Origin of the sequence: Pseudomonas sp. VI4.1 (assembly GCF_002029345.1) — a bacterium.
GTDB lineage: Bacteria > Pseudomonadota > Gammaproteobacteria > Pseudomonadales > Pseudomonadaceae > Aquipseudomonas.
In genome coordinates this window covers 17408-42012 of sequence record NZ_MULM01000156.1, presented here as the reverse complement: position 1 = coordinate 42012, position 24605 = coordinate 17408, and the positions used below count along the sequence as shown (strand labels likewise).

Annotated in this window: 26 protein-coding genes and 1 pseudogene; 11 read left to right on the top strand and 16 right to left on the bottom strand. The window is 61.3% G+C overall.

Translation table 11 applies throughout. The annotated features are described in order from the left end of the window. Positions 1-24: 24 nt before the first annotated feature. Positions 25-1698 carry a DEAD/DEAH box helicase gene (locus BZ163_RS16615; protein WP_128871820.1) on the bottom strand — a complete coding sequence of 558 codons (1674 nt, stop codon included), beginning with the start codon at positions 1696-1698 and terminating at the stop codon, positions 25-27. Positions 1699-2120: 422 nt separating this feature from the next. On the opposite strand from BZ163_RS16615, the gene BZ163_RS16605 reads away from it, so the two are divergent. Continuing rightward, a complete protein-coding gene (locus BZ163_RS16605) occupies positions 2121-2912 on the top strand; it encodes a crotonase/enoyl-CoA hydratase family protein (protein WP_128871819.1) in 792 nt (263 codons plus the stop codon). A 136-nt stretch (positions 2913-3048) separates the two neighbouring features. Here BZ163_RS16605 and BZ163_RS16600 read toward each other — a convergent pair whose 3' ends face one another. Further along, on the bottom strand, positions 3049-3804 hold the full coding sequence (locus BZ163_RS16600; protein WP_128871818.1) for a spermidine synthase: 756 nt from the start codon (positions 3802-3804) through the stop codon (positions 3049-3051). Between the two features lie 148 nt (positions 3805-3952). Here BZ163_RS16600 and BZ163_RS16595 point away from each other — a divergent pair, with 148 nt between their 5' ends. Then, positions 3953-5299: a class II 3-deoxy-7-phosphoheptulonate synthase gene (locus BZ163_RS16595; protein WP_128871817.1), complete on the top strand. Its 1347-nt coding sequence runs from the start codon at positions 3953-3955 to the stop codon at positions 5297-5299. A gap of 168 nt (positions 5300-5467) precedes the next feature. On the opposite strand, the gene BZ163_RS16590 is transcribed toward BZ163_RS16595, so the two are convergent. From BZ163_RS16590 to BZ163_RS16580, 3 genes are all read right to left on the bottom strand, one after another. Then, positions 5468-6697 carry a winged helix-turn-helix domain-containing protein gene (locus tag BZ163_RS16590; RefSeq protein ID WP_128871816.1) on the bottom strand — a complete coding sequence of 410 codons (1230 nt, stop codon included), beginning with the start codon at positions 6695-6697 and terminating at the stop codon, positions 5468-5470. A 67-nt stretch (positions 6698-6764) separates the two neighbouring features. Then, positions 6765-7004: a DUF1127 domain-containing protein gene (locus BZ163_RS16585; RefSeq protein WP_128871815.1), complete on the bottom strand. Its 240-nt coding sequence runs from the start codon at positions 7002-7004 to the stop codon at positions 6765-6767. Positions 7005-7165: 161 nt separating this feature from the next. Then, the gene (locus tag BZ163_RS16580) at positions 7166-7387 is read right to left on the bottom strand and encodes a DUF1127 domain-containing protein (protein ID WP_128871814.1); all 222 of its coding nucleotides are present in this window, start codon (positions 7385-7387) and stop codon (positions 7166-7168) included. A 95-nt stretch (positions 7388-7482) separates the two neighbouring features. Here BZ163_RS16580 and BZ163_RS16575 point away from each other — a divergent pair, with 95 nt between their 5' ends. Then, positions 7483-8337, top strand: coding sequence for a LysR substrate-binding domain-containing protein (locus tag BZ163_RS16575; RefSeq protein WP_128871813.1), 855 nt, complete (start codon positions 7483-7485; stop codon positions 8335-8337). Here the strand turns inward: BZ163_RS16575 and BZ163_RS16570 are convergent. Beyond that, positions 8327-9076, bottom strand: a complete 750-nt coding sequence (locus tag BZ163_RS16570) for a sulfite exporter TauE/SafE family protein (RefSeq protein ID WP_128871812.1) — start codon at positions 9074-9076, stop codon at positions 8327-8329. The two genes, BZ163_RS16575 and BZ163_RS16570, sit on opposite strands and share 11 nt — an antisense overlap. Positions 9077-9185: 109 nt before the next feature. On the opposite strand from BZ163_RS16570, the gene BZ163_RS16565 reads away from it, so the two are divergent. Next, positions 9186-10142 carry a LysR family transcriptional regulator gene (locus BZ163_RS16565; RefSeq protein WP_128871811.1) on the top strand — a complete coding sequence of 319 codons (957 nt, stop codon included), beginning with the start codon at positions 9186-9188 and terminating at the stop codon, positions 10140-10142. A gap of 105 nt (positions 10143-10247) precedes the next feature. On the opposite strand, the gene BZ163_RS16560 is transcribed toward BZ163_RS16565, so the two are convergent. Further along, entirely contained in the window at positions 10248-10817 is a 570-nt protein-coding gene (locus BZ163_RS16560) for an elongation factor P (RefSeq protein WP_007943632.1), read from the bottom strand. A 48-nt stretch (positions 10818-10865) separates the two neighbouring features. Next, positions 10866-12008 carry an elongation factor P maturation arginine rhamnosyltransferase EarP gene (gene earP, locus BZ163_RS16555; RefSeq protein WP_128871810.1) on the bottom strand — a complete coding sequence of 381 codons (1143 nt, stop codon included), beginning with the start codon at positions 12006-12008 and terminating at the stop codon, positions 10866-10868. A gap of 124 nt (positions 12009-12132) precedes the next feature. On the opposite strand from earP, the gene BZ163_RS16550 reads away from it, so the two are divergent. Both BZ163_RS16550 and BZ163_RS16545 read left to right on the top strand, forming a co-directional pair. Beyond that, positions 12133-12543 (top strand): hypothetical protein, encoded by a 411-nt coding sequence (locus BZ163_RS16550; protein ID WP_128871809.1) that lies wholly within the window; start codon positions 12133-12135, stop codon positions 12541-12543. Positions 12544-12557: 14 nt separating this feature from the next. Beyond that, positions 12558-13040, top strand: coding sequence for a GreA/GreB family elongation factor (locus BZ163_RS16545; RefSeq protein WP_128871808.1), 483 nt, complete (start codon positions 12558-12560; stop codon positions 13038-13040). A 6-nt stretch (positions 13041-13046) separates the two neighbouring features. Here the strand turns inward: BZ163_RS16545 and cysB are convergent, their stop codons facing one another. From cysB to BZ163_RS16525, 4 genes are all read right to left on the bottom strand, one after another. Next, positions 13047-14021, bottom strand: coding sequence for an HTH-type transcriptional regulator CysB (gene cysB / locus BZ163_RS16540; protein WP_128871807.1), 975 nt, complete (start codon positions 14019-14021; stop codon positions 13047-13049). Positions 14022-14134: 113 nt separating this feature from the next. Next, the gene (locus BZ163_RS16535; RefSeq protein ID WP_128871806.1) at positions 14135-14638 is read right to left on the bottom strand and encodes a universal stress protein; all 504 of its coding nucleotides are present in this window, start codon (positions 14636-14638) and stop codon (positions 14135-14137) included. Positions 14639-14732: 94 nt separating this feature from the next. Beyond that, positions 14733-15638: a 5'-nucleotidase gene (locus BZ163_RS16530; RefSeq protein ID WP_128871805.1), complete on the bottom strand. Its 906-nt coding sequence runs from the start codon at positions 15636-15638 to the stop codon at positions 14733-14735. Positions 15639-15731: 93 nt separating this feature from the next. After that, a complete protein-coding gene (locus tag BZ163_RS16525; protein WP_128871804.1) occupies positions 15732-16118 on the bottom strand; it encodes a co-chaperone YbbN in 387 nt (128 codons plus the stop codon). Between BZ163_RS16525 and BZ163_RS16520 the strand changes: the two genes are divergently transcribed. Both BZ163_RS16520 and BZ163_RS16515 read left to right on the top strand, forming a co-directional pair. Continuing rightward, entirely contained in the window at positions 16117-16560 is a 444-nt protein-coding gene (locus BZ163_RS16520) for a PilZ domain-containing protein (RefSeq protein WP_128871803.1), read from the top strand. The genes BZ163_RS16525 and BZ163_RS16520 overlap by 2 nt on opposite strands. A 169-nt stretch (positions 16561-16729) precedes the next feature. Then, positions 16730-17806: a 3-deoxy-7-phosphoheptulonate synthase gene (locus BZ163_RS16515; RefSeq protein ID WP_128871802.1), complete on the top strand. Its 1077-nt coding sequence runs from the start codon at positions 16730-16732 to the stop codon at positions 17804-17806. 83 nt (positions 17807-17889) lie between these two features. On the opposite strand, the gene BZ163_RS16510 is transcribed toward BZ163_RS16515, so the two are convergent. After that, positions 17890-18177: a GNAT family N-acetyltransferase gene (locus tag BZ163_RS16510; RefSeq protein ID WP_008057026.1), complete on the bottom strand. Its 288-nt coding sequence runs from the start codon at positions 18175-18177 to the stop codon at positions 17890-17892. Positions 18178-18813: 636 nt separating this feature from the next. Here BZ163_RS16510 and oprI point away from each other — a divergent pair. Continuing rightward, positions 18814-19065 carry an outer membrane lipoprotei OprI gene (gene oprI / locus BZ163_RS16505; protein WP_003172710.1) on the top strand — a complete coding sequence of 84 codons (252 nt, stop codon included), beginning with the start codon at positions 18814-18816 and terminating at the stop codon, positions 19063-19065. A gap of 120 nt (positions 19066-19185) precedes the next feature. Here oprI and BZ163_RS16500 read toward each other — a convergent pair whose 3' ends face one another. The 3 genes from BZ163_RS16500 to BZ163_RS16490 form a co-directional block, all read right to left on the bottom strand. Beyond that, positions 19186-20157, bottom strand: a complete 972-nt coding sequence (locus tag BZ163_RS16500; protein WP_128871801.1) for a L,D-transpeptidase family protein — start codon at positions 20155-20157, stop codon at positions 19186-19188. Positions 20158-20425: 268 nt separating this feature from the next. Then, positions 20426-20719, bottom strand: coding sequence for a hypothetical protein (locus BZ163_RS16495; protein ID WP_003226812.1), 294 nt, complete (start codon positions 20717-20719; stop codon positions 20426-20428). Between the two features lie 56 nt (positions 20720-20775). Next, positions 20776-21381 carry an arylesterase gene (locus tag BZ163_RS16490; RefSeq protein ID WP_128871800.1) on the bottom strand — a complete coding sequence of 202 codons (606 nt, stop codon included), beginning with the start codon at positions 21379-21381 and terminating at the stop codon, positions 20776-20778. A gap of 10 nt (positions 21382-21391) precedes the next feature. Between BZ163_RS16490 and BZ163_RS16485 the strand changes: the two genes are divergently transcribed. Continuing rightward, a complete protein-coding gene (locus BZ163_RS16485) occupies positions 21392-22075 on the top strand; it encodes an ABC transporter ATP-binding protein (RefSeq protein ID WP_128871799.1) in 684 nt (227 codons plus the stop codon). Continuing rightward, a pseudogene (locus BZ163_RS16480) lies at positions 22075-24578 on the top strand (ABC transporter permease). Before BZ163_RS16485 ends, BZ163_RS16480 begins: the two are co-directional and overlap by 1 nt. Positions 24579-24605: the final 27 nt, after the last annotated feature.

Sequence of the window (24605 nt, the reverse complement as noted above, 5' to 3'; positions counted from 1 at the left end):
TCGATCAATCAGCCCGAGAGCGGATCAATCTTCGCGATAGCGACGCAGCTTCAACTGCTTACCGGCAACGCGAGTGTCCTTCAGCTTGCTCAGCAGCTTCTCCAGACCATCTTCCGGCAGCTCGACGAGGCTGAAGCTGTCACGCACCTGGATGCGACCGATTGCTTCGCGAGCCAGACCACCCTCATTGAGGATAGCGCCCAGCAGGTTCTTCGCCGCGATACCGTCACGCGCGCCCAGCGCGGTACGGCAACGGGCACGACCTTCGGCCAATGGAACCGGAGCACGACGCTCGCGATCACCACGGTCCGGACGATCACCGGTACGCTCAGGACGATCGCCACGCGGTGCGTTGTTCGGCACCAGTGGGCGTTCTTTCTCGATTGCAGCCAGGGTCAGCGCCTGAGCGTTGGTGGCCTTGCGCAGCAGCGCAGCGGCCAGGGCACGCGGGGTGCAACCGATGTCGGCAGTCAGGCGATCCAGCAACTCACCGTGAGTCGATTCGGCATCAGCCACCAGCGGCGACAGGCTGTTGGTCAACTTCTTGATGCGGGCATCAAGAACAGCTTGAGCGTCCGGCAGGCGAACTTCGGCCACTTTCTGACCGGTTACACGCTCGATCACTTGCAGCATGCGGCGCTCACGCGGAGTTACCAGCAGCAGTGCACGACCTTCGCGACCGGCACGGCCGGTACGGCCGATACGGTGCACGTAGGACTCTGGGTCGTACGGCATGTCAACGTTGAACACGTGAGTGATGCGCGGAACGTCCAGGCCACGGGCGGCAACGTCGGTCGCCACAACGATGTCCAGACGGCCATCCTTGAGGGATTCGATCACGCGTTCACGTTGGTTCTGGGCAATGTCACCGTTCAGCGCAGCGGCTTTGTAGCCTTTGGCTTCCAGGGCACTGGCCAGGTCCAGGGTCGCTTGCTTGGTGCGCACGAACATGATCAGGGCGTCGAAGTCTTCGACTTCCAGCAGGCTCAATACAGCCGAGGTCTTCTGGTCAGCGTGAACCAACAGGTGAGCCTGTTCGATCGCGGTAACGGTCTGAGTCTTGGTCTGGATCTTCACGTGCTGCGGATCACGCAGGTGACGCTCGGCAATGGCACGGATCGACTGCGGCAGGGTCGCCGAGAACAATACGGTCTGACGGGTTGGCGGCAGAGACTTGAAGATAACTTCGAGGTCGTCCATGAAACCCAGTTTGAGCATTTCGTCCGCTTCGTCGAGAACCAGGTGGTTCACGGTCGACAGGACTTTTTCGTCGCGACGCAGGTGGTCGCACAGACGGCCCGGCGTGGCGACAACGATCTGTGCGCCATTACGGATTGCTTTCAGTTGTGGACCCATAGGGGCGCCGCCGTAAACGGCCACAACGGTAACGCCCGGCATTTGCTTGGCGTAGGTTTCGAAAGCGGTTGCTACTTGCAGCGCCAACTCACGGGTTGGCGCCAGGATCAGGGCTTGCGGCTCGCGCTTGGCAGGATCGATGCGATGCAGGATTGGCAGGGCGAACGCGGCGGTTTTACCGGTACCGGTTTGCGCCTGGCCAATCATGTCGTGGCCGGCCATGATGATCGGGATCGATTGCTGCTGAATAGCCGAAGGCTCTTCGTAGCCAGTCGCAATGACGGCTGCAAGAATATTCGGATTAAGATTAAAAGCGGCGAAGCCGCCGGTTTCCTGGGTCATGGGTCTGCCTCTAAGTGCATCCGCAAAGACCCATGCTCCAAAGCTGCGCATGCCGTGTAAGACTCAAGAGTCGCCCTGGCTGCTTTGTCGGCGGGGATTTGCGAAAACGAATGAATGAAAAAGATTCGTCAAGGAAGAGTTCGCTGTGCGAACGTGCAGCCGAAGCTGGCTTCGGGGAATTGCGCTACCTAAACGCGGCCCGGTTAAAGGCCGGCGCGCACTATACCGGAAATCGGCCAAAAAGGGAGCATTATTTGTCGGAAAACTGACGTATACACCGTTATGTCACAGGCTTTGCGGATAATCGTGCAACGGTCTATTTTTCAAAGGCCCCGGCCCTGCTGGCGATCGCGCTAAAACGGTTCATCGAGGCAGCCCAGGCCGCCAGTCCGACAATCCCTTCCCGCCCGAGGAAATGCCCCATGAATCAGCCCGGCCGCAGTCGTGTAACCCGTGAACGTCGCGGTCATGTCCTGTTGCTCGGTCTGGATCGGGTGGCCAAGCGCAATGCCTTCGATCTCGACCTGCTCAATGAGTTGAGCCTGGCCTATGGCGAATTCGAGGCCGACAGCGAGGCGCGGGTGGCGGTGGTGTTTGGCCATGGCGAGCATTTCACCGCCGGGCTCGATCTGATCAACGCCAGCGCGGCCCTGGCCGAAGGCTGGCAGGCACCGCCAGGCGGCTGTGATCCGTGGGGGGTGTTTGCCGGGCCCAGGGTGAGCAAACCGGTGATCGTCGCCGCGCAAGGCTATTGCCTGACCATCGGTATCGAGCTGATGCTGGCCGCTGATATCAACCTGTGCGCGAGCAACACTCGCTTCGCCCAGAAGGAAGTGCAGCGCGGCATATTCCCGTTCGGCGGCGCGACGTTGCGCCTGCATCAAGTCGCGGGCTGGGGCAATGCCATGCGCTGGCTGCTGACCGGCGATGAATTCGACGCCCATGACGCCTTGCACCTGGGGTTGGTGCAGGAAGTCATGGCCAGTGAGGATTTGCTGCCGCGAGCGCTCGAGCTGGCGGAGCGGATCGCCCGGCAGGCGCCGCTTGGGGTGCAGGCGACCTTGATGTCGGCCCGGCAGGCGCGTTATGAAGGGGAAACGGCGGCGGCCCAGGCGTTGCCGGCGCTGGTGAAGAAGTTGCTGGCCAGTGAGGATGCCAAGGAAGGTGTGCGGTCGATGGTCGAGAAGCGGCCTGGGGTGTTCAAAGGGCTTTGAGGTTTGTGGCGATGCGGATATTGCTTTCGCGGGCAAGCCTCGCTCCTACAGGTTTGGTGTCGTTCACATTTCCGGCGAACGACGTCAATTTGCAGGAGCGAGGCTTGCCCGCGAAGAGGCCCTGACAGCCCCCCCATTAGGTTGCCGGGCGGATGGCCTTGATCAGCGACTGCAACGAATACCCCAACCGCGGCGCCAGCCCTTCGGCCCGGGCGATCAAGCCGTCCATGTCCAGCTCCTGATCCAGCTCCGCAGGCACCAGCAGAATCACATTGCCCTCCTTCACCGGCAGCTCCCAGTAATGCCGGTGATAAAGCCCGCGCAACAACGCTGCGCCCAACGGCTTGCCGTCATCGGTCGCCCACTGGTTGATCACCAGCCAGCCCCCCGGGTTCAGGCGTTTCTGACAGTTCTCCAGGAAGCTCCACGCCAGATGCCCGACACCCGGGCCGACATCGGTGTAGAGGTCGACGAAAATCAGGTCCGCCGGTTCCGCCGTATCCAGCAGCTCCAGCGCATCGCCGACACGGATATACAGGCGCGGATCGTCATCCAGCCCAAGGTATTCGATGGCCAGGCGCGGCACGTCGGGGCGCAGTTCGATGGCTTCGACGTCTTCCAGCGGCAGGAACTTGAGGCAAGCCTGGGTCAAGGTACCGGCCCCCAGCCCGAGGAACAGCGCGTTTTCCGGCTGTTCGTGGCACAGCGCGCCGATCAGCATCGCGCGGGTGTAATCGTATTCGAGCCAGCTGGGGTCCGCGGTGAACACGCAGCTTTGCTCGATGGCATCACCGAACTCGAGAAAACGGTAATCGGCCACTTCCAGCACGCGAATCACGCCGAACTCATCCTGTACCTCGGCGAGCAGATGCTCGACGCGCTCCTCAGTCATCTTGTCTCCTGGTCGTCGCCCGGCAGGCAACACATTGAAACCGCGGCGTGGCGCGGCAAAGGCGCGATTGTCCGCGAAGCGACGGGAACAGGTCACGCACTAATTGCTGATAACATGACAGTCCGAGCGTAAAACACTAGAGACCGCGATGAGCCAACCCTGGAGTCCTGACAGCTGGCGCGCCCTGCCGATCCAGCAACAACCCCGTTACCCCGACGCCGCACATTTGCAGCACGTCGAGCAGACCCTGGCCAGCTATCCGCCGCTGGTCTTTGCCGGTGAAGCCCGGGAGTTGCGCCGTCAGTTTGCCGAAGTGACCCAGGGTCGCGCGTTTCTGTTGCAAGGTGGCGACTGCGCCGAAAGCTTCGCCGAGTTCTCCGCCGCGAAAATCCGCGACACCTTTAAAGTGCTGCTGCAAATGGCGATCGTCATGACCTTTGCTGCCGGTTGCCCGGTGGTCAAGGTCGGGCGCATGGCCGGGCAGTTCGCCAAACCGCGGTCGGCCAATGACGAAACCATCGATGGCGTGACCCTGCCGGCCTATCGGGGCGACATCGTCAACGGCATCGGTTTCGACGAAAAAAGCCGCGTGCCGGACCCGGAGCGCCTGCTGCAGTCCTATCACCAGTCCACCGCGACCCTGAACCTGTTGCGCGCCTTTGCCCAGGGCGGTTTTGCCGACCTGCATCAGGTGCACAAGTGGAACCTGGACTTCATCGCCAACTCGGCACTGGCTGAAAAGTACAGTCACCTGGCCGATCGCATCGATGAAACCCTGGCATTCATGCGTGCCTGTGGCATGGACAGTTCGCCGCAATTGCGCGAAACCAGTTTCTTCACGGCCCACGAAGCGCTGCTGCTGAACTACGAAGAAGCCTTCGTCCGTCGCGACAGCCTGACCAACGATTACTACGATTGCTCGGCGCACATGCTGTGGATCGGCGACCGCACCCGTCAGCTCGATGGCGCCCATGTCGAATTCCTGCGCGGGGTGAACAATCCGATTGGGGTCAAGGTCGGCCCCAGCATGAACCCCGACGACCTGATCCGCCTGATCGACGTGCTCAACCCGGACAACGATCCGGGGCGCCTGAACCTGATCGCCCGGATGGGCGCGAACAAGGTCGGCGATCACTTGCCGCAGTTGATCGGCGCGGTGCAGCGTGAAGGCAAACAGGTGCTCTGGAGTTGCGACCCGATGCACGGCAATACCATCAAGGCCAGCAGCGGCTACAAGACCCGAGATTTCGCGCAGATCCTCGGCGAAGTGAAGCAGTTCTTCCAGGTTCACGAAGCGCAAGGCAGTTATGCCGGCGGTATCCACATCGAGATGACCGGGCAGAATGTGACCGAGTGCATCGGTGGGGCTCGGCCGATTACCGAAGATGGGTTGTCGGATCGGTATCACACCCATTGCGACCCGCGGATGAATGCCGATCAATCGCTGGAGTTGGCGTTCCTTATTGCTGAAACCCTGAAGCAAGTTCGGCGCTGAGTCAGCAAGTCATTCGCGCCTGACAGGGCGCCATCGCGGGCAAGCTGGATGCAAAACCCTGTAGGAGCTGGCTTGCAGCGAAGAGGTCTTCACATCAACATCATTGTTGTCTGTTAGATCGCCTTCGCTGGCAAGCCAGCTCCTACAGGGGTTGAGTTCGGCGCCAGCTTAATCACTGCCAATGCTGGCCAATGCCACCCGCAACCTGGCCGCACTCGCCCGCGGACAATTCAATTGAACCCGCTCCAACCCCAGCCACTGCGCCATGCGCCGCAGATTGACCGCCAACGCCAGCATCCCCTCCTCGTCCAGCCCCGGCTCTTCCTCATGCACGGCGTGCACCGCCAGCCTGCCCAGCGCTCGCTCGGCGCGCAGGTCCACCCGCGCGGCAATCCGCTCATTGTGCAAGAACGGCAACACGTAATAGCCATAGACCCGCTTGCTCTGAGGGGTGTAAATCTCCAGCCGGTAGCGAAAATCGAACAGCCGCTCGGTGCGGCTACGCTCCCAGATCAGCGAGTCGAAGGGTGACAGCAGCGCGCTGGTCTCGACCTTGCGCGGCACCTTCGGCTCGGGCAGGCAGTACGCCGGTTGTCGCCAACCCTGAACCTCACAGGTCAGCAAGGCACCGGACTCGACCAACTCCGCCAGCCGCGGTCGACTGTCTGCCGGCCCCAGGCGAAAATAGTCGCGCAGGTCTTTTTCCGTACCGACCCCCAAGGCGGTGGCGGCGTGCAGCAACAGCCCCCGCTGCGCCTCGGCTTCCGACAGCAGAGGCTGCTGGAGAATCGCCGAAGGAATCACCCGCTCCGGCAAATCATACAGCCGCTCGAACCCGCGCCGCCCGGCCACGGTCACTTCACCGGCGGCGAACAACCATTCCAGTGCATGCTTTTCCGCGCTCCAGTCCCACCAGGGTCCTGCCCGCTCCTGACGGGTCGACAGGCTCCCGGCCCCCAGCGCGCCAAGTGCCTGAACCGAGTCCAGCACCCGGCGTACCGTGTCCTGCTGCTCACGACCGAAACGCGCCAGTTGCTGATAGATGTCCTCGCCACGGCTCGCGCGCAGCATGCGCCAGCGCATCAGCGGGTACATCGACAACGGCAGCAGGGAGGCTTCATGCCCCCAGTACTCGAACAACGTGCGTTGCCGGCCCCGACCCCAGGCGGCCTGGTCGAGCAAATCATGAGCGTAATGGCCGAGACGGGAGAACAGGGGCAGGTAGTGCGAACGCACCAACGCATTGACCGAGTCGATCTGCACCGACCCCAGGCGCTCGATCAATCGATTGATCCGGGCCGATTTGACCGGCGCTGGCGGCTGACGCCCGGTGAAGCCTTGGGCGGTCAGCGCCAGACGTCTGGCCTGTTTCAAGGAAAAACTCGAGGAAGTGGACATTCAACGGCTCATGGCGAGGTCTCTTCCCACCTTAGCGACCTGCGCATAAAACGCCAGCGACACCGCTTCATCGCTTGTGCGGATCGTCCCAGAACGGCCGGGACGACTCCAGCATGACGTCCGCGCGACTCAAGCCGATATCGCGCAGACAGTCATCACTCAAGCGCGCCAGTACGGCGCGATCCCTGCTCAGTTGTCGCCAGCGCATCAGTTGCGCCGTGGCCCTGGATAGCGGCAGGCCGACCTTGGCCAAGCCGTGGCTGAATGCCTGTAACCTGTTGCTCCGTGCAATGAACGATCGTTCCATGATGATGCTCCTCAGCGTCGAGGCGGCAGTCTTGGCCAGGTGTCGGGCAGGCTCCAGCGAATGTCTATGACCGTCTGTTTCAGGTCGCCACGAACCCCATTTCATGCGCTTGCGCCGCAATCATGGGGTTGTGACCGGGGATTTCCCGCAGAGCGTTCAGCTTATTTTCCATTGCTCATGGGGTCTTGCCAGAAGTGCCGTTCGGCTTCCTGCGCGACATCTGCACGGGTCAGGCCGATATCCTTCAGCGCTTCATCGCTCATGCCCGCCAACATTTCACGCTCGCGGTGCAGTTCGTACCAGCGATTGATCTTGTGCAGCAGGTCGGTCACCAGGTGGATGGAGTGTTTTTCAACGGTGATAAAACCTTTTTGACCTTTCATCGTGTTGCCCTCCGTTTGGATGGCTCAAGTGTCGCGCCAGGGCTAAGATCAATCCAACGAATGTTTCTGATGCAACACATCTCGGAGATTGATGAATGTCCGCCTACCCGAGTATCGACACCGAAGTGCTGCGCACCTTTGTCGCCATCGCCGACCAGGGCGGTTTTACCCGCGCCGGCGAACAGGTCAACCGCACCCAGTCCGCCGTGAGCATGCAGATGAAGCGACTGGAAGAGGACGTGTTGCAGCGCCAATTATTCCAGCGCGATGGACGGCAGGTGCGGCTGACCGCTGAAGGCCAGGTGCTGCTGGGTTATGCCCGGCGCATCCTCAAACTGCACAGCGAGGTGTTCAATACCTTGCGCGAGCCGCACATGGTCGGCATGGTGCGCATCGGCACGCCGGACGATTACGTCATGCGGTTTCTACCGGGGATCCTGCGGCGATTTGCCCAGTCCTATCCGCTGATCCAGATCGAAGTGCACTGCGAACCATCAAAACAACTGCTGCTGCGCCAGGACCTGGACCTGTCCATCGTCACCCGGGAACCGGGCAACGAGATCGGCCAGTTGTTGCGCAAGGAGCGTTTCGTCTGGGCCGAAGCGCAGTGCTACAGCGTTCACGAGCAGACGCCGTTGCCCCTGGCGATGTTCAACAGCGACTGTTTCTGCAGGCTGTGGGCCTGCAATGCGCTGGACGCCATGGGCCGCGACTACCGCGTCGCCTACAACAGCTCCAGCCTGTCGGCGATCATGGCAGTGGTCAGCGCCGGCCTGGCCATCACCGCGCAACTGGAAAGCCTGATCACCCCCGACATGCGCATCCTGGGGGAGGCCGAGGACCTTCCGGTCCTGCCGGAGGCGAGCATCATGCTGGTGCGCAACCTGCACAACCCGTCGCCGATCACCGAGTGCCTGGCCGAGCACATTGTCGAAGGCTTCAAACTTTAAAGGCGAGCATCACCGCGCACAGCACCAGGAACCCGCAGAACAGCCCGCGCAACAGCCGCTCCGGCAACGCGTGGGCGACCTTCACCCCCCAACTGATGCTCATCAGTCCGCCGATCGCCAAGGGCACGCCGATCGTCCAGTCCACTTCATGGTGCACCGCATAAGTCACCAGGGTGACGCTGGTACTGGGCAATGCCAGCGCCAGTGACAGCCCCTGCGCCACCACCTGGCTGGTGCCGAAGACGCTGGTCAGCACCGGCGTCGCCACCACCGCCGCGCCCACGCCAAACAACCCGCCCATGCTGCCCGACGCGGCACCGAGGACACCCAGCCACCGTGGCGAATGGTTCATCTGCGCAGAAGGCGGCGAGTGGGTCGTGAACATACGCACCAGGTTGTAAACCGTCAGGGCGACCAGAAAGGCGACAAAAGCGAGACGCATGGTTTGCGCATCAATGCCCACGGCCCAGATCGAACCGATCCAGGCAAAACAGAAGCCCATCGAGGCCAGCGGCAAGGCATGGCGCATCTCGATACGATTGCGCTGGTGATAACGCCACAGCGCCAGCATGACATTCGGCACGACCATCACCAGCGCGGTGCCTTGGGCGATCTGCTGATCGAGGCCGAACAGCACGCCCAGCAGCGGAATCGCGATCAACCCGCCGCCGATGCCGAACAATCCACCGAGGGTCCCCAAGGCAGCGCCAAACACCAGGTACATCAAAAACTCGATCACTTGCCATTCCCCTCACGTCAGTACGTTCATCCTACGCAGTCGCCTCTGGCAGGGAAACGCACAGCAACGCACAATGGCTATGCCAAATTCGCACAAGCGCAGACCACGCATGAATCCCAATCAATTGACCGGGCAGTTGGGCCTGTTTCTCGACGTTCTGGAAACCGGCAGTTTTTCCGCCGCGTCCCGCCGTCATCCGCTGACCCCTTCAGCCGTAGCGCGGCGGATCGACAGCCTGGAAAAGGCGGTCGGCAGCCAATTGTTCATCCGCAGCACCCACGCGGTGCGCGCAACGCCGGCAGGACTGGCCTTTGCCGAGCGCGCCCGGCGGATTGTCGCGGAATTGCAGTTGGCCCGGGCGGAAGCGGTGTCCCTGAGCAGTGCGCCGGAAGGCCTGATCCGGATTGATGCGCCGGCAGCGTTCGGCCGGCTGCACTTGGCGCCGGTGATTGCCGATTTTCTGCGGCTGTACCCCGGCCTCGATGTGCAACTTCATCTGATCGAAAGTTTTGTCGACATGCAGGGCCTGAACCTGGGCAAAGTCGATCTGGTGCTGCGCGCCGGGCAAATGGCCGATACCCGGCTGGTGGCCACGCCGCTGGCGAGCATGGTACGGATCGCCTGCGCCAGCCCCGCCTATTTGCAGAGCCGTGGCGTACCCACCGATCCGGCGCAGCTGGCGGAACATGACGGTCTCGACTGGGATGGCCTGGCTCCGCTCTTTGCCTGGCGCTTCGCACGCGACGGGCACCTGCACCTGCACCGCCCAGGGCGCATCCGCATGAGCGCCAATAACGCCGAGGCGCTGCTCGAAGGCGCATTGGCCGGGCTGGGTGTCGCGCATTTGCCCACCTGGCTGACCAGCGAATACCTGTTGCGTGGCGAACTGCTGCCGCTGTTCTGCGAAAGCGGCCTGCCCCAACCGGAAACGACCGGCATTTACGCCTTGCGCCTGGCGCAGCAACCCAACTCCCGCAGTCGCTTGTTGCTGGAATACCTGAAGGCTCGTTTCAGCCCGGTGCCGCCCTGGGACCTGGCACTGCAAAATAACTTCAGCCGCCACTGATGCAAGCCGGTCTCGCTCCACAAGGGGGGTCATCGCTGGACCTGAATCTACGCGCACAAAAAAGCCCGACTCAATGGTCGGGCTTTTTCATTCCTGAAGCGGTGCTTATTTGGCACGGCCTTTGTAGGAACCGCCTTCGCGGGTATCGATCTCGATCATGTCGCCGATTTCGATGAAGTCGGCAACCGACAGTTCGGTACCGTTCTTCAGTTTGGCAGGCTTCATCACCTTGCCGGAAGTGTCGCCGCGAGCGGAGCCTTCGGTGTAGTCGACCTGACGCACGATGGTGGTCGGCAGTTCTACGGAAACCAGGCGCTCTTCGAAGAAGATCGCTTCGCAAACATCGGTCATGCCTTCTTCAACGAAAGGCAGAACGGCTTCGATGTCTTCAGCGTTCAGCTCGTACATGGTGTAGTCGGTGGTGTCCATGAACGTGTAGGTGTCGCCGCTGATGAAGGACAGGGTCGCTTCTTTGCGGTCGAGGATTACGTCGTCCAGTTTGTCGTCAGCGCTGTAAACGATCTCGGTCTTGTAACCGGTCAGCAGGTTTTTCAGCTTGGTCTTCATGATCGCGCTGTTACGACCGGACTTGGTGAATTCAGCTTTCTGAACCAGCCAAGGATCGTTTTCGAGACGGATCACGGTACCGGGTTTCAGTTCTTTACCAGTTTTCATTGCGAATATCCGAATTTGGATGGGATTTACATAAATCTAGGCCGCGTATCATATCCAATTTACATAAAACTGTACCAGCGCCGCGGCAAGATCAGCCTGCAAGGCCTGTTCCAGACACCACGCGTCGGCATGTTTTTGCAGTTCGGGCCAGTGTTTGCGGGTCGATTGCCAGTGATCGCCCATTGTCTCACCGGCGTTCCACGCCCGCCAGAGACCGCTGATCGCCTCGCTGGCGGCTGGCGAAAGGCCTTGCACGTAGCGTTCAAGGAAAGCTTCGAGCTTCTCCAGGTGGACATCTTCTTCCTGCTGATAGATGTGCCAGAGCAGTGGCCGCGCAGCCCATTGGGCACGGACAAAGGAATCTTCGCCGCGCACGGCGTTGAAATCGCAACTCCACAGCAGCAGGTCATACTGGTCCTGCCGGACGAACGGCAGGACTTGCACGGTCAAGGCGTCGCGCACCTGCACGGCGCCCGCCGACAACCCGTCCACACCCAGCCAGCGTTCGAGATCCGCGAGAATCCGCCCTTCGGGCACCAGCAGATGCGTGGGTGTCGAGTCATTGGCCATCGTCTCGAGCCAGCTCGCCAGGCCTTTATTTTCATAGGCAAACAGCGAGATCAGCAGCGCGCCTTCTGCACGATCGACCCCCAGGCCTTGCAGGAATTCCCGCTGTGCCTGGGGACTTTGCTGAAACTGCCGCCGCCGCTCCAGCAAGCCTTTTTCACGCAGCAAGCCACCGGTGCCCGACTGGAACCCGGGGAAGAAAAAGTACTTCTGCACATGCTTGTACTTCACCGACGGCAGGCCATGGCAGCCGACGACCCAGCTCTCGGCACTCAGGTAGTCGAGATTCATCCAGAGCGGCGGCTGTTCCCGCTCGGCCATGGCGTCCATGTAAGCACTCGGCAACTGACAGGCGAACGCGGCAATCACCACATCGGCGGCTTCGGTGGGTTGCCAGTCAGCCCCCCACCGGCACACCTCGACGCCCTGCTGCCACTGCTGCGAAGCGTTAATGTCGATGTCCGGACACAAGCGCTCGAAGGCCCGCAGATCGTCAATCCACAAACGAACCGTCACCGAATGTTCGGCCACCAGCTGTCGGGCCAGGCGCCAGGTCACACCGATGTCGCCAAAGTTGTCGACCACGGTGCAAAAGATATCCCAGCGGGCGTTCAGTTCAGGCATTCCAGGCTCCCGTTGGCAAAGGCGCCGATTGTCCGCATAAATTACCCCGTACAGAAGACCCGCCGGCGATTAATCTTCATGCGACAATCGCCCCTTGCCCGCGATCACCCGCCAGGAGGCCGCCATGCCCTACCGTCCCGACCCGCGCCGGCCATTGCCGGCCCCGCTCAATGCCGTGCAACTGAGCGCCAGCATCGCCTTCGGCCTGTGGCTGGGATTCATGGCGATCGCGTTGACCGCCTGGCTCGTCGCTCGCCTGTTGTTCAGCGAGCAACTGGCGCCCGTCGCGGCAGCGATCGAGCACCTGGCCACACCGCCGGTGGTGGCGCAACCGGTGCCGGATAGTCCACCTCAGAGTCCGCTGTTCGACCAATACGAAGAGAACCTGCGCCGAAACGAGCAGCAGCAACGGCTGGATCAGGCCCGCAGCAGCCAGCGCAACCTGGCCAATCCGAAATGCCAGTTCTGGCTGCAACAGGACCGCACCGCACCCAGCGAAAAAAGCCGGGCCAATGTCATGCAATTTTGCGACTGACCAAGAATCTTTCCATGCATAAGCCGACCGTCCACCAACTGATTCTCGACAAGCTGCGGATCGATCTCGACATTGCCGAGCGAGCCGCGCAAACCGCTTACGAAACCGCGACCCATGAAGAGAACATCGCCGAAAACAAGTACGACACCCTGGGCCTGGAGGCGTCTTACCTGGCGGCCGGACAGGCTAAACGGGTAGAAGAAATCAGGCAGTCACTGACGCTGTGTCAGAACCTGATGCTGCGCCCGTACGACAACCAGCGCGGCATCGAAGTCGGCGCCCTGCTCGGCCTGGAGGACGAGAAGGGTCGAGAGCAATGGCTGTTCCTGGCCCCCGACGCGGCCGGCTTGAAGATCGATCTGGTGGGCCAGCCGATCACCGTCATCACCCCGCGCTCGCCACTGGGCAAAAGCCTGCTGGGCAAGTTCGACGGGGACGAGGTGGAGATTCTGGTGGCGGGCACCCGGCAACAATTTACTGTCACCGAGGTGATCTGAAGGACATCAATGGACCGGCAGTTCGACCCCGTCGAACAGTTCTTCCAGTTCCTGCTTGTTGTGGCACTGGATGGCCTTGGCCATGACTTCGCGGGTCAGGTGCGGGGCGAACTTCTCGATGAAGTCGCACATGAAGCCACGCAGGAAGGTGCCGCGACGGAAACCGATCTTGGTGACGCTGGATTCGAACAGTTCGCTGGCATCGAGCACCACCAGGTCACTGTCGAGTTTGGCATCGACCGCCATTTTCGCCACGATGCCCACGCCCAGGCCCAGGCGCACGTAGGTCTTGATCACGTCGGCGTCGGCTGCGGTGAACACCACTTTCGGCGTCAGGCCGCGATGGCTGAAGGCTTCGTCGAGCTTGGATCGACCGGTGAACCCGAACACGTAAGTCACGATCGGGTATTCGGCCAACGCTTCGAGGGTCAGCTTCGACAGCTTGGTCAGCGGGTGACCGTGCGGCACGACCACGCAGCGGTTCCAGCGATAGCACGGCATCATCACCAGGTCGCCGAACAGCTCGAGCGCTTCGGTGGCGATGGCAAAATCCACGGTGCCGTCAGCGGCCATTTCGGCGATCTGCATCGGCGAACCCTGGTGCATGTGCAGGGCCACGTCCGGGTATTGCTTGATGAAATTGCTGATCACCGGCGGCAATGCATAACGTGCCTGGGTGTGGGTGGTGGCGATCGACAGGGTGCCCTTCTTCTCGTTGGAGAATTCCTGGGCGATCTGCTTGATGCTTTCTACCTTGCGCAGGATCTCGCCAGCGGTGGTGATGATGCGCTCGCCGGCCGGTGTGACGCGGGTCAGGTGCTTGCCGCTGCGGGCGAAAACCTCGACGCCCAACTCATCTTCCAATAGACGGATCTGCTTGCTGATGCCCGGCTGCGAGGTGTAGAGACTTTGGGCTGTAGCGGAAACGTTGAGGTCGTGGTGCGCCACTTCCCAGATGTAGCGCAGTTGTTGAAGCTTCATATCAATCCCTCAAAGCAGGTAGACGCCACGGGCATCAGCGACGGTATATAACTATATTAATGGTTTGAAGAATAAATCTAGAACTTTTTTGTCAAATGGCCATTATTCGCGTTCTAGCGATCCCCTTGGCGCCGACGCTCCACCCGGGGCACCAGATAGACCGGTACCCGAGACAATTGCAGGACCCGCGCCGCGGTCCTGCCCAGAGGCGTTTCCGCGCCAGCTCCATGGCTATGACTACCTACGATCAACAAATCCACGGAGAGTTTCTGCGCCTGGTCGAGAATCACCTGCGACGGATCGCCCTGCAGCACCCGCACCGCCTTGATCCGTTTCAGGTCCTGCTCGCCGTCTTCCCCCAGTTCTTCACGAAAGCTGTCGAGCACCCGCCGCTCGATATTGGCAATCACCGTATTCAAGCCCTGGCTGTGAAACTCGTTCAGCGCCTGTTCATCGAGGTAGCTCTGGAGCACCGACTCGGCGAACAACCCCATCGGCTCCACAGCGTGTACCACGTAGAGGTCGGCGTTGAATGTCTTCGCCAGCGCCAAGGCATGCTGCATCACCAAAGGCGCGTATAGGCCGAGGTCAGTGGCATATAGCATCGAATGAATCATATGACCTCCTCGAGTGCCAACATGGCGCAGATTGATTCAGCTTAGCAGTGCCTTGGCGAGTACGACGTGCCGTGCAACACCTTGAAGCACGGGCTTAAACCTTTTGTTCGTTGCTTATGCCGTGAGGCACATGACCGGTGGCGACCACCTCCCGGGCCAACTCGCAGTGACCGGCCTGATCGTCGAAAAACACGTCGGCGGCAAAGGCTTCGAGAAACGCCGACTTGGTCAGGCCGCCGAGGAACAACGACTCATCCAGACGGATATCCCATTCGCGCAAGGTGCGGATCACCCGTTCATGGGCCGGCGCCGAACGCGCCGTCACCAGGGCCGTACGAATCGGACAAGCGTCGTCGGGGAACTCGCGCTGCAACAGGTTGAGGGCGGCCAGGAAGCCTTTGAAGGGGCCACCGCGCAAAGGCTGGCGGGCCGCTTCACGCTCGCTGGCCTGAAAGGCTTCCAGGCCACCGGCCTGATAGACGCGCTCCGATTCGTCGGAAAACAGCACCGCGTCACCGTCGAAGGCAATCCGCAATTCATCGCTGGCCGCACGACTGGCGCCGCCCGACAAAATGGTCGCCGCGGCGAACCCGGCCTCCAGCGCACTGCGTACGTCTTCGGCATGGGTCGAGAGAAACAGGTCGCAGCCAAAGGCCTTGAGGTAAGGATAAGGACTGCGCCCGCCGACAAATGCCGCCCGGGAAATCGCCAAGCCATAGTGGTGGATCGAATTGAACACCCGCAGGCCGGTGTCGGCACTGTTGCGCGACACCAGGATCACCTCGACCCGGGCGCGGCCCAGGTGGGTATTGAGGTTGAGGAGTTTTTGCACCAACGGGAATGCATCGCCCGGCTCGAGGATTTCGTCTTCATGTTCGATCTGATACTGGCGATAGGCTTCAACGCCGCTCGACAGATAGATCTTGTGGCTTTCGCTCAGGTCGAACAGCGCCCGCGAGGAAATCGCCAGCACCAGTTTGTCATCGATAGTCTTGGCCATGCCCCTTCCCCTTTGGTTGATCGACTCAAGCGTTACGTCGATCGATAAAACTCAAACTGCGATACACGGCGAGCGGCCTGGCAACTGCCTCCATCATGGCAACTCCTCTGCAATTCGACTCAGCGCCTGATCCAGCGCTTCATTCAGCTCGGTAGCCGTCAGTCGCGATTCAAGGCCCCCGAAAAACTCGCCGTCGCGCACGACAAACAGCGCCGGCAAATGAAAAACCTGATAACGCTCGACCAGCCCGCCATTGTTCCCGGCATCGATCCAGCACAACCGATCGACATTCAGGTCGAATTGCGGAACCCGCTCACGGGCAAAACGGCAACCGGCGCAACCGACACTGGTGAAAATCAGCAGCGAGACACCGCTCATCGCCAGCAGCCGTTGGTCGGCGTCGAAATCCGTCAGTTCAGATTCGACCACTATACTGGTGGGAACGATGTCAGATGGCCGACACATGGAGTCCGTGCTCATGGGACGTTTTCTTCCTCATCCTGACGATGTACCCGTAGAGTTGACGTTGCTCACGCCCGAGTGCATTTCGCGGCAACAGCTGCACTCTATCAGCCTCGGGGGCATGGCTTGCAATTACCACCGTGCGTGGCGCCACGGGACGGCGCTGCAAGTGCGCATGCCGACCGTGAACCCGGACTTGCGCTACCTGGGTTATGTGGCCTGGTGCCTGCGACGAAAGCGTGGCTATCTGGTGGGCATTGCCTTCGTTGACGAGCAGACCCTGTTCACCGCGCGGATGGGCGAACAGGTGTGCCAGATCGAACGTTATTGCCGCATGCATGACACCCACAGCGACTTGCACGATAACCAGGCGCTGGCGCTGGAATGGGTCCAGGAGCACGCCGACGAGTTCTCCCATGACACGGTTCGCCGGGCTTTTTCGCAACCGGTGCTGGATTAGGCGGCCTTTTCGCTCGGTTTCCTGCCGCATTGTCGCCGCAAACCGGCGTCTGCCCATTGTCGAGCCACGGTGTAACGCGCTAAGGTTCCGCTCCCCGACGCGCTTAATTTGCTGTGCTCCGCCGCGCGGGTTCGCTGGCGGCCGGCACCTGTGACCTGACGAGTAAACGATGGCTGATTTACCGATCAACGACCTAAACGTCGCCTCCAACGAGACGCTGATCACTCCTGATCAGCTCAAGCGTGATATCCCTCTGAGCGACTCTGCCCTGCGCACCGTCACCAAGGGTCGCGAAGTCATTCGCAACATTCTTGATGGCACCGACCATCGCCTGTTTGTCGTCATCGGGCCCTGCTCGATCCACGACATCAAGGCGGCCCACGAATACGCCGAGCGCCTGAAGGCACTCGCGGCGGAAGTGTCCGATACCCTGTATCTGGTCATGCGCGTGTATTTCGAGAAGCCACGCACCACCGTCGGCTGGAAAGGCTTGATCAACGATCCGTACCTGGACGACTCCTTCAAGATCCAGGACGGCTTGCACATCGGCCGGCAGTTGCTGATGGACCTGGCCGAAATGGGCCTGCCGACCGCCACCGAAGCCCTCGACCCGATCTCCCCGCAGTACCTGCAGGACCTGATCAGCTGGTCCGCCATCGGCGCACGCACCACCGAGTCCCAGACTCACCGTGAAATGGCATCCGGCCTGTCTTCGGCGGTCGGTTTCAAGAACGGTACCGATGGCGGGCTGACGGTCGCGATCAACGCGCTGCAGTCGGTTTCCAGCCCGCACCGTTTCCTGGGCATCAACCAGGAAGGTGGCGTGTCGATCGTCACCACCAAGGGCAATGCCTACGGGCATGTGGTGCTGCGTGGCGGTAACGGCAAGCCGAACTACGATTCGGTCAGTGTCGCGCTGTGCGAGCAAGCGCTGAACAAGGCGAAGATCAAGCCCAACATCATGGTCGACTGCAGCCACGCCAACTCCAACAAGGACCCGGCCCTGCAACCGCTGGTGATGGAGAACGTCGCCAACCAGATCCTCGAAGGCAACCAGTCGATCATCGGGCTGATGGTCGAGAGTCATCTGAACTGGGGCTGCCAGGCGATCCCTAAAGACCTCGCCGACCTGCAATACGGCGTGTCGATCACCGATGCCTGCATTGACTGGACCGCCACCGAAACCACCTTGCGCAGCATGCATGCCAAGCTCAAGGATGTGCTGCCCAAACGCGATCGCACCTGATCGCTGCTTCAGAAAAAAGCGCCAGACAAAAACCGCCACAAAAAAACGCCGGGCTGAGCCCGGCGTTTTTTTATGCGTTGGTTTTACTGGCTCAGCTTGGCCGCATGCCGCTGATGACGTTCCATGTAGCGCTCCACGTACGAGCACGAGGGAATGACGGTGTAGCCCATCTCCTCGGCGTACTCCAGCGCCTTTTCGGTCAAGGCGGCCGCAATGCCTCGACCACGCAATGCATTGGGCACAAAGGTGCGATAGATATCCAGGGTCTGTTTCCCCAGATCCATATAGGTCAGGTAGGCACGATGACCGTCCACATTGGTCTCGAACTGATGACCAGCCTGGTCATGGTGGATGGACAACGCCTCGCTCATCACTACTCCTCGCGGGTCTTGGATTCTGACCCCTACCTTACCGATGTTTTTCCGGCGAAGGAACATCTACGCCACCCCGTGCCTGAATGGACACCGAGAAAAGCTGCACGATCTCGCGCAACCGGGCACGAACAAATAGTAGGCACCATTGGCAAAAATGCTCAAGGTACGCTCGTCATCGTGCAGGTTGGCAGGTGCCGCTCCGGGTCGCGCAGGGACGGCTCGACCGGGTCTTTCACCCGGTCGGAGCCCGAACATTGCCGGATATTGAGACTTAAGACGAACGCCCCTCGTTAAAGTCACCTCAACTAGGAGAAAGATATGAGAGGTGCCGCACACATGCTGAACAAAAGTGTAGACGAATCCATATAGACAGACTTTGGCCAAGACCGGTAAAACAGCTGCGGGCACGGGGTACTTTTTCCCCCGGGCTCGCTCAACTCGGGCTTCCACAGCTGGATATTTTTTAAACAGTGCAGTTAAAAGTTGCTCGAAAAAGAATCAACGCCTACAATTTTTTTTGCTTCTTGCTTCACGTCAGTTTACTTACTAGAAGTAATGGGTAGTATGTACGCCGGCCATTTCCTCACTCTGAGGAGACAGCTACTTACTAGAAAGTCCTTGAAGGGGAACACGATGAACAACGTTCTGAAATTCTCTGCTCTGGCGCTGGCCGCAGTTCTGGCTACCGGTTGCAGCAGTGTATCGAAAGAAACCGAAGCACGTCTGACTGCTACCGAAGACGCAGCTGCTCGCTCCCAGGCTCGTGCAGACGAAGCTTACCGTAAAGCTGATGAAGCTCTGGCTGCTGCTCAAAAAGCACAACAGACTGCTGACGAAGCTAACGAGCGTGCTCTGCGCATGCTGGAAAAAGCTAGCCGCAAGTAATAGTCCTTCGGGATTGTTATCAAGCCGACTCATTCATGGGTCGGCTTTTTTTTGCCCGCCGTTTCGTACAGGCAAAAAAAACCGCCGACGCGGTCAGCATCGGCGGGTTGTCTTCAAGCGTTACTGCAGTGGATCGATCGGCGAAGTCGTCACCATGGGCGCCGAGGCGTCCGGTACGCCGATTTCCACCGGCAGGCCATCTTCGGCAGCCACCACGTCGCGGACCACATCCCAGTTCATCCGCAGGTTGTTGGTGATGTCCTCACGCTTGAGCATCGCGTTGATCACGGCAGTGTGCTTGTCCACCACCGACGGGTTGCCCGCGTCGTCCAGCGGCGTGTGCGCTTCCAGATACACCTTGCCGCCACTGACGCCGAACTTGTAAGGATCGCTGAGGATGCGCACCGACGTGCCGACCGGCACCATGCCGGCCATTTCCAGCACGTTGTTGTTGAACATGCGGAAGCAACCATGGCTGGTCCGCATGCCGATGCCGAACTTCTTGTTCGAACCATGGATCAGGTAGCCCGGTGTACCCAGGGTGAACTTGAACGGCCCCAGCGGATTGTCCGGGCCTGCCGGCACCACGTTCGGCAAGGGATCGCCGTCGGCGGCATGCTCGGCCTTGATCGACGCTGGCGGTGTCCAGGTCGGGTTCGGCGTCTTGGCGATGATGCTGGTGTGGGCGATCGGTGACCCCCAGCCTTCACGGCCGATACCCAGCGGGAAGGTGTAGACCACATTCCGGTCTTTCGGGTAGTAATACAGGCGGTACTCGGCCAGGTTGATGACGATGCCTTCACGCGGGCCCGGGGGCAGGATGAAGCGCGTCGGCAGCACGATCTCGGTGCCGGCGCCCGGCAACCATGGATCGACCCCGGGGTTGGCCGCGACCATTTCCGAATAACCCAGATCGTAGGTGGTACCAAGGTCGGCGAAGGTGTCTTCGTACTTGGCCTTGATCACTTGCACCTGGCCGACGATGTCTTCACCGGGCGGTGGCAGGGGCAGCTCCAATGCGGCAACCGGACCCGCGACGCACAGGGCGGCAAGGGTCAGGCTGCGGGTGACGGCAGGAAAACGCGGCAACATCCGGAAAATCCTTCGCATGATCGACAAGGGTATAAAAACGGGATTGTACACTGGCGCCCGTTATTTCGGGGAGGCGCGACTGTTACAGGTGATGCAAGGCATGGGACGGGCTTGTTCGTGAAAGGTTCTGCCTCAAACATCCATGGTGCCTGGAATGCCGTCTTCGCGAGCAAGCCCGCTCCACACATTGGATCTCCTGCGCACACAAATCTTGTGTCCGATAAAGATCAACAGGTGGGAGCGAGACCGGCTTGCCGGCGAAAGCGATCTAGAGTTCGAAGCGCAGCTCAGGCCAGATCGGCGAGGTGCCGCGTTTCTGCGATTCCAGGATGGCCCGGCACAGCGAGCACAGGCGCTGGTCCTGGAACACGCGGCGGTCGACGCTCGACCAGCGGGGCTGCGCCGGCAGCAAGCTGCCGCACAGGGTGCGGTCCGCCGAGCCGCCCAATTCCAGTTGACGGGTCACCAGATGCACCCGCACTTCCTGGCAGGCAAACAGATCCAGCTGTTCGTCAGGCTCGATCAGTTGATAGGCAAAAAGTGACCAGGCGGGACGCGGCATCGGGGGCTCCAAATCGGGGGCGCCACCTTAGCCGAAACGCGACCGCTAGAAAAGCGTCAAAGCAGCGGTTTCAGTGCCGGCCAGACATTTTCCAGCAACTTGTCCTGTGCCCCCGCGGCCGGGTGCAAGCCGTCGGCCTGCATCAAGTCCGGATGACCGCCCACGCCGTCGAGAAAAAACGGTACCAGCGGGATTTTTTTCTCATCGGCCACTTTGGTGTAAACCTCGGCGAAGGCCTTGGTGTAACGCTCGCCATAGTTGGGTGGCAATTGCATGCCGAGCAACAGCACCTTGGCACCACTGGCGCGGGAGCTGTCGATCATCGCCGCAAGGTTTTGTTGCAATTGCGTTGGCAGCATTCCGCGCAGCCCGTCATTGCCACCCAACTCGAGGATCACCAGCTCCGGCTTATGCTCTGCAAGCAGCGCAGGCAGGCGCGCCTGGCCTCCGGCACTGGTGTCGCCGCTGATGGACGCGTTGATCACCTTATCGTCGAAACCTTCGCGCTTGAGCCGTTGCTCGAGCAGCGACACCCACCCCAAGCGGGTATCCAGGCCGAAACCGGCGCTGATACTATCGCCAACGATCAGGACTGTACCCGCCGCTGCGTTCTGGGCCATGCACATCAAGGCCAGGCCAGCACTCAAAAACCACACTCGCATCGGATTCTCCATGGGCGCAAGCATTCTCACCGCGAAGAACCTCAGCAAAGTGGTTTCCAGCGCGGAAGGTGAACTGACTATCCTGCACGAACTCAGCCTGGAACTGAACAAGGGCGACAGCCTGGCCATCGTCGGCGCCTCCGGTTCAGGCAAATCCACCCTCCTCGGCCTGCTGGCCGGCCTCGACCTGCCGAGCAGCGGCGAAGTCACCCTGGCCGGGCAGGGCCTGAGCCAACTCGATGAAGACCAGCGCGCCCGCATCCGTGCCGAACATGTCGGTTTTGTCTTTCAATCCTTCCAGTTGCTCGACAGTCTCAACGCCCTGGAAAACGTCATGCTGCCGCTGGAACTCGACGGTCGCAAAGACGCCCGAGAGCGCGCCACCGAACTGCTGCAACGGGTCGGCCTTGGCCAACGCCTGAGCCACTCGCCCCGCCAACTCTCCGGTGGTGAACAGCAGCGCGTGGCCATCGCCCGCGCCTTCGCCGCAGAACCGGATGTGTTGTTCGCCGACGAACCCACCGGCAATCTCGACAGCCACACCGGCGAACGCATCAGCGACCTGCTGTTCGAACTCAACCAGGAAAGGGGCACGACCCTGGTGCTGGTGACCCACGACGAACGCCTGGCACATCGCTGCCGGCGCCTGATCCGCCTTGAAGCCGGCCTGCTGGTCGCCCCTCTGGAGCCTTGATGGCACGCCTGCCGCTGCTGCGCCTGTTCAGCCTCGCCCTCCGCCAACTGCTGCGCGACGCCCGCGCCGGTGAACTGCGGGTATTGTTCTTCGCCCTGCTGGTGGCAGTGGCGTCGAGTACCGCCATCGGCTATTTCGGTGCCCGCCTGAATGGCGCCATGATGCTGCGCGCCACCGAATTCCTCGGCGCCGACCTGCTGCTCGAAGGCAGCTCGCCGGCGCGCCCCGAACAGATCCGGAGCGGCGTGGAGCTGGGCCTGGAACACGCGCAGGTGGTGGAGTTTTCCAGCGTCATCGCCACCGACAACGGCATCCAGCTCTCCAGCATCAAAGCCGCAGACGCCGTCTACCCGCTGCGCGGCGAATTGAAAAGCACCCCCGCGCCCTTTGCCGCGGAAGAAGCCGGTGGCGGCCCGAAACCCGGCGAAGCCTGGGTCGAAGGACGCCTGCTGACCGCGCTGGACCTGAAAATCGGTGACAGCATCGACGTCGGCATGAAAACCCTGAAACTGGCGCGCGTACTGACCTACGAACCCGACCGCGCCGGCAATTTCTACAGCCTCACGCCACGGGTGCTGATCAACCTCGACGACCTCGCGGCGACCGGCGTGGTGCAACCCGGCAGCCGGGTCAGCTACCGCGAACTCTGGCGCGGCAACGCCGAGGCGCTGGAAACCTATCGGCAACTGATCAAGCCCGGGCTGGCCGCCAACCAGCGCGTACAGGATGCCCGCGACGGCAACCGGCAGATCGGCGGCGCCCTGGGCAAGGCCGAACGCTACCTGAACATGGCCAGCCTGGTGGCTGTGCTGCTGGCCGGGGTGGCGGTGGCGTTGTCGGCGACGCGCTTCGCTACGCGGCGATTCGATGCCAGCGCCTTGTTGCGCTGCCTGGGGCTGTCCCGTCGGGAAACCATGGTGCTGTTCAGTTTGCAGCTGACGGTGCTCGGGCTGCTCGCCAGCCTCAGCGGCGCCGTTATCGGCTGGCTGGCACAGCTCGGGCTGTTCGCCTTGCTGCATGACCTGGTCCCGACCGATGTGCCGCCGGGCGGCCTGTTTCCGGGCATCGCCGGGATCGGCACCGGGCTGGTGGCGCTGGCCGGTTTTGCCTTGCCGCCGCTGGCGGCGCTGGGTCGGGTGCCACCCTTGCGGGTATTGCGGCGGGACATGCTGCCGATTCCCACCAGCACCTGGATGGTCTATGGCGCGGCCTTGGGCGCCTTGGCCTGATCATGTGGCGCCTGAGCCTGGACCTGCTGCTGACCTTTGCCCTGCTCGGCGGCGGCGTGATCGCCGCGCTGGTGCTGGGCGGTTTGCTGTTGCTGCTGCTCAAGAGCCTGCGCCGTATGCTCGCGCGTGCATCCTTGCCGTGGCGCCTCGGGTTGGGCCAGTTGCTGCGCCATCCGCTGGCCGCCGCGGGTCAAGCCCTGGCCTTCGGTCTGATTCTGCTGTCCATGGCATTGATCGCCCTGTTGCGTGGCGAGTTGCTGGACACCTGGCAGAACCAGCTGCCGAAAAACGCACCGAACTATTTCGCACTGAACATTCTGCCGGCTGACAAGCAAGCCTTCACCGATCGGTTGATCGAACTGTCGGCACAATCGGCGCCATTGTACCCGGTGGTGCCAGGGCGACTGATCAGCATCAATGGCGAGCCGGTGCAGGAAATCGTCAGCAAGGACTCAGCCGGTGACCGGGCGATCCAGCGCGACCTGAGCCTGACCTGGGCGGCGGACCTGCCGGCGGGCAACACGCTCACCGCCGGCAACTGGTGGCCCGAGCAGACGCCGGACGAGATTCCCGGCGTATCGGTGGAAGGCAAGGTCGCCGAGAGCCTGAAGCTCAAGCTCGGCGATCACATGGTGTTTACTGTCGGCGGGATGAATCGCGAAGCGAAAGTCACCAGCCTGCGAGACATCAACTGGGACAACTTCCAGCCGAACTTCTTCATGATCTTCCAGCCTGGCACGTTGAAGGACTTGCCTGCGACCTACCTGACCAGTTTCTACCTGGCGGCCGGTCATGATCAGCAGATCGTCGACCTGTCCCGGTCCTTCCCGGCGGTGACGATTCTGCAAGTCGAAGCCTTGCTCGCGCAGTTGCGCAGCATCCTCGCCCAAGTCACCCTGGCAGTGGAGTACGTGCTGTTGTTCGTGTTGGCGGCGGGCATGGCGGTGTTGTTCTCCGGCCTGCAAGCGACGCTGGACGAGCGCATTCGCCAAGGTGCCTTGTTGCGGGCGCTGGGGGCCGAGCGGCAGTTGCTGGTCAAGGCCCGACGCATCGAGTTCGGTCTGCTTGGCGCAGTCAGCGGCTTGTTGGCGGCGCTGGGCTCGGAACTGGTGAGCCTGGTGCTTTACCGCTACGCCTTCGACCTGCCCTGGCACCCGCATCCGTGGCTGCTGGTGCTGCCGCTGATCGGCGCCGTGCTGATCGGTGGCGCCGGTGTCTTCGGTACTCGTCGCGCCTTGAATGCCAGCCCCCTGACAGTCTTGCGCGAGGGTTGATAGACTCAAGCCTTCTCCACCACAAGA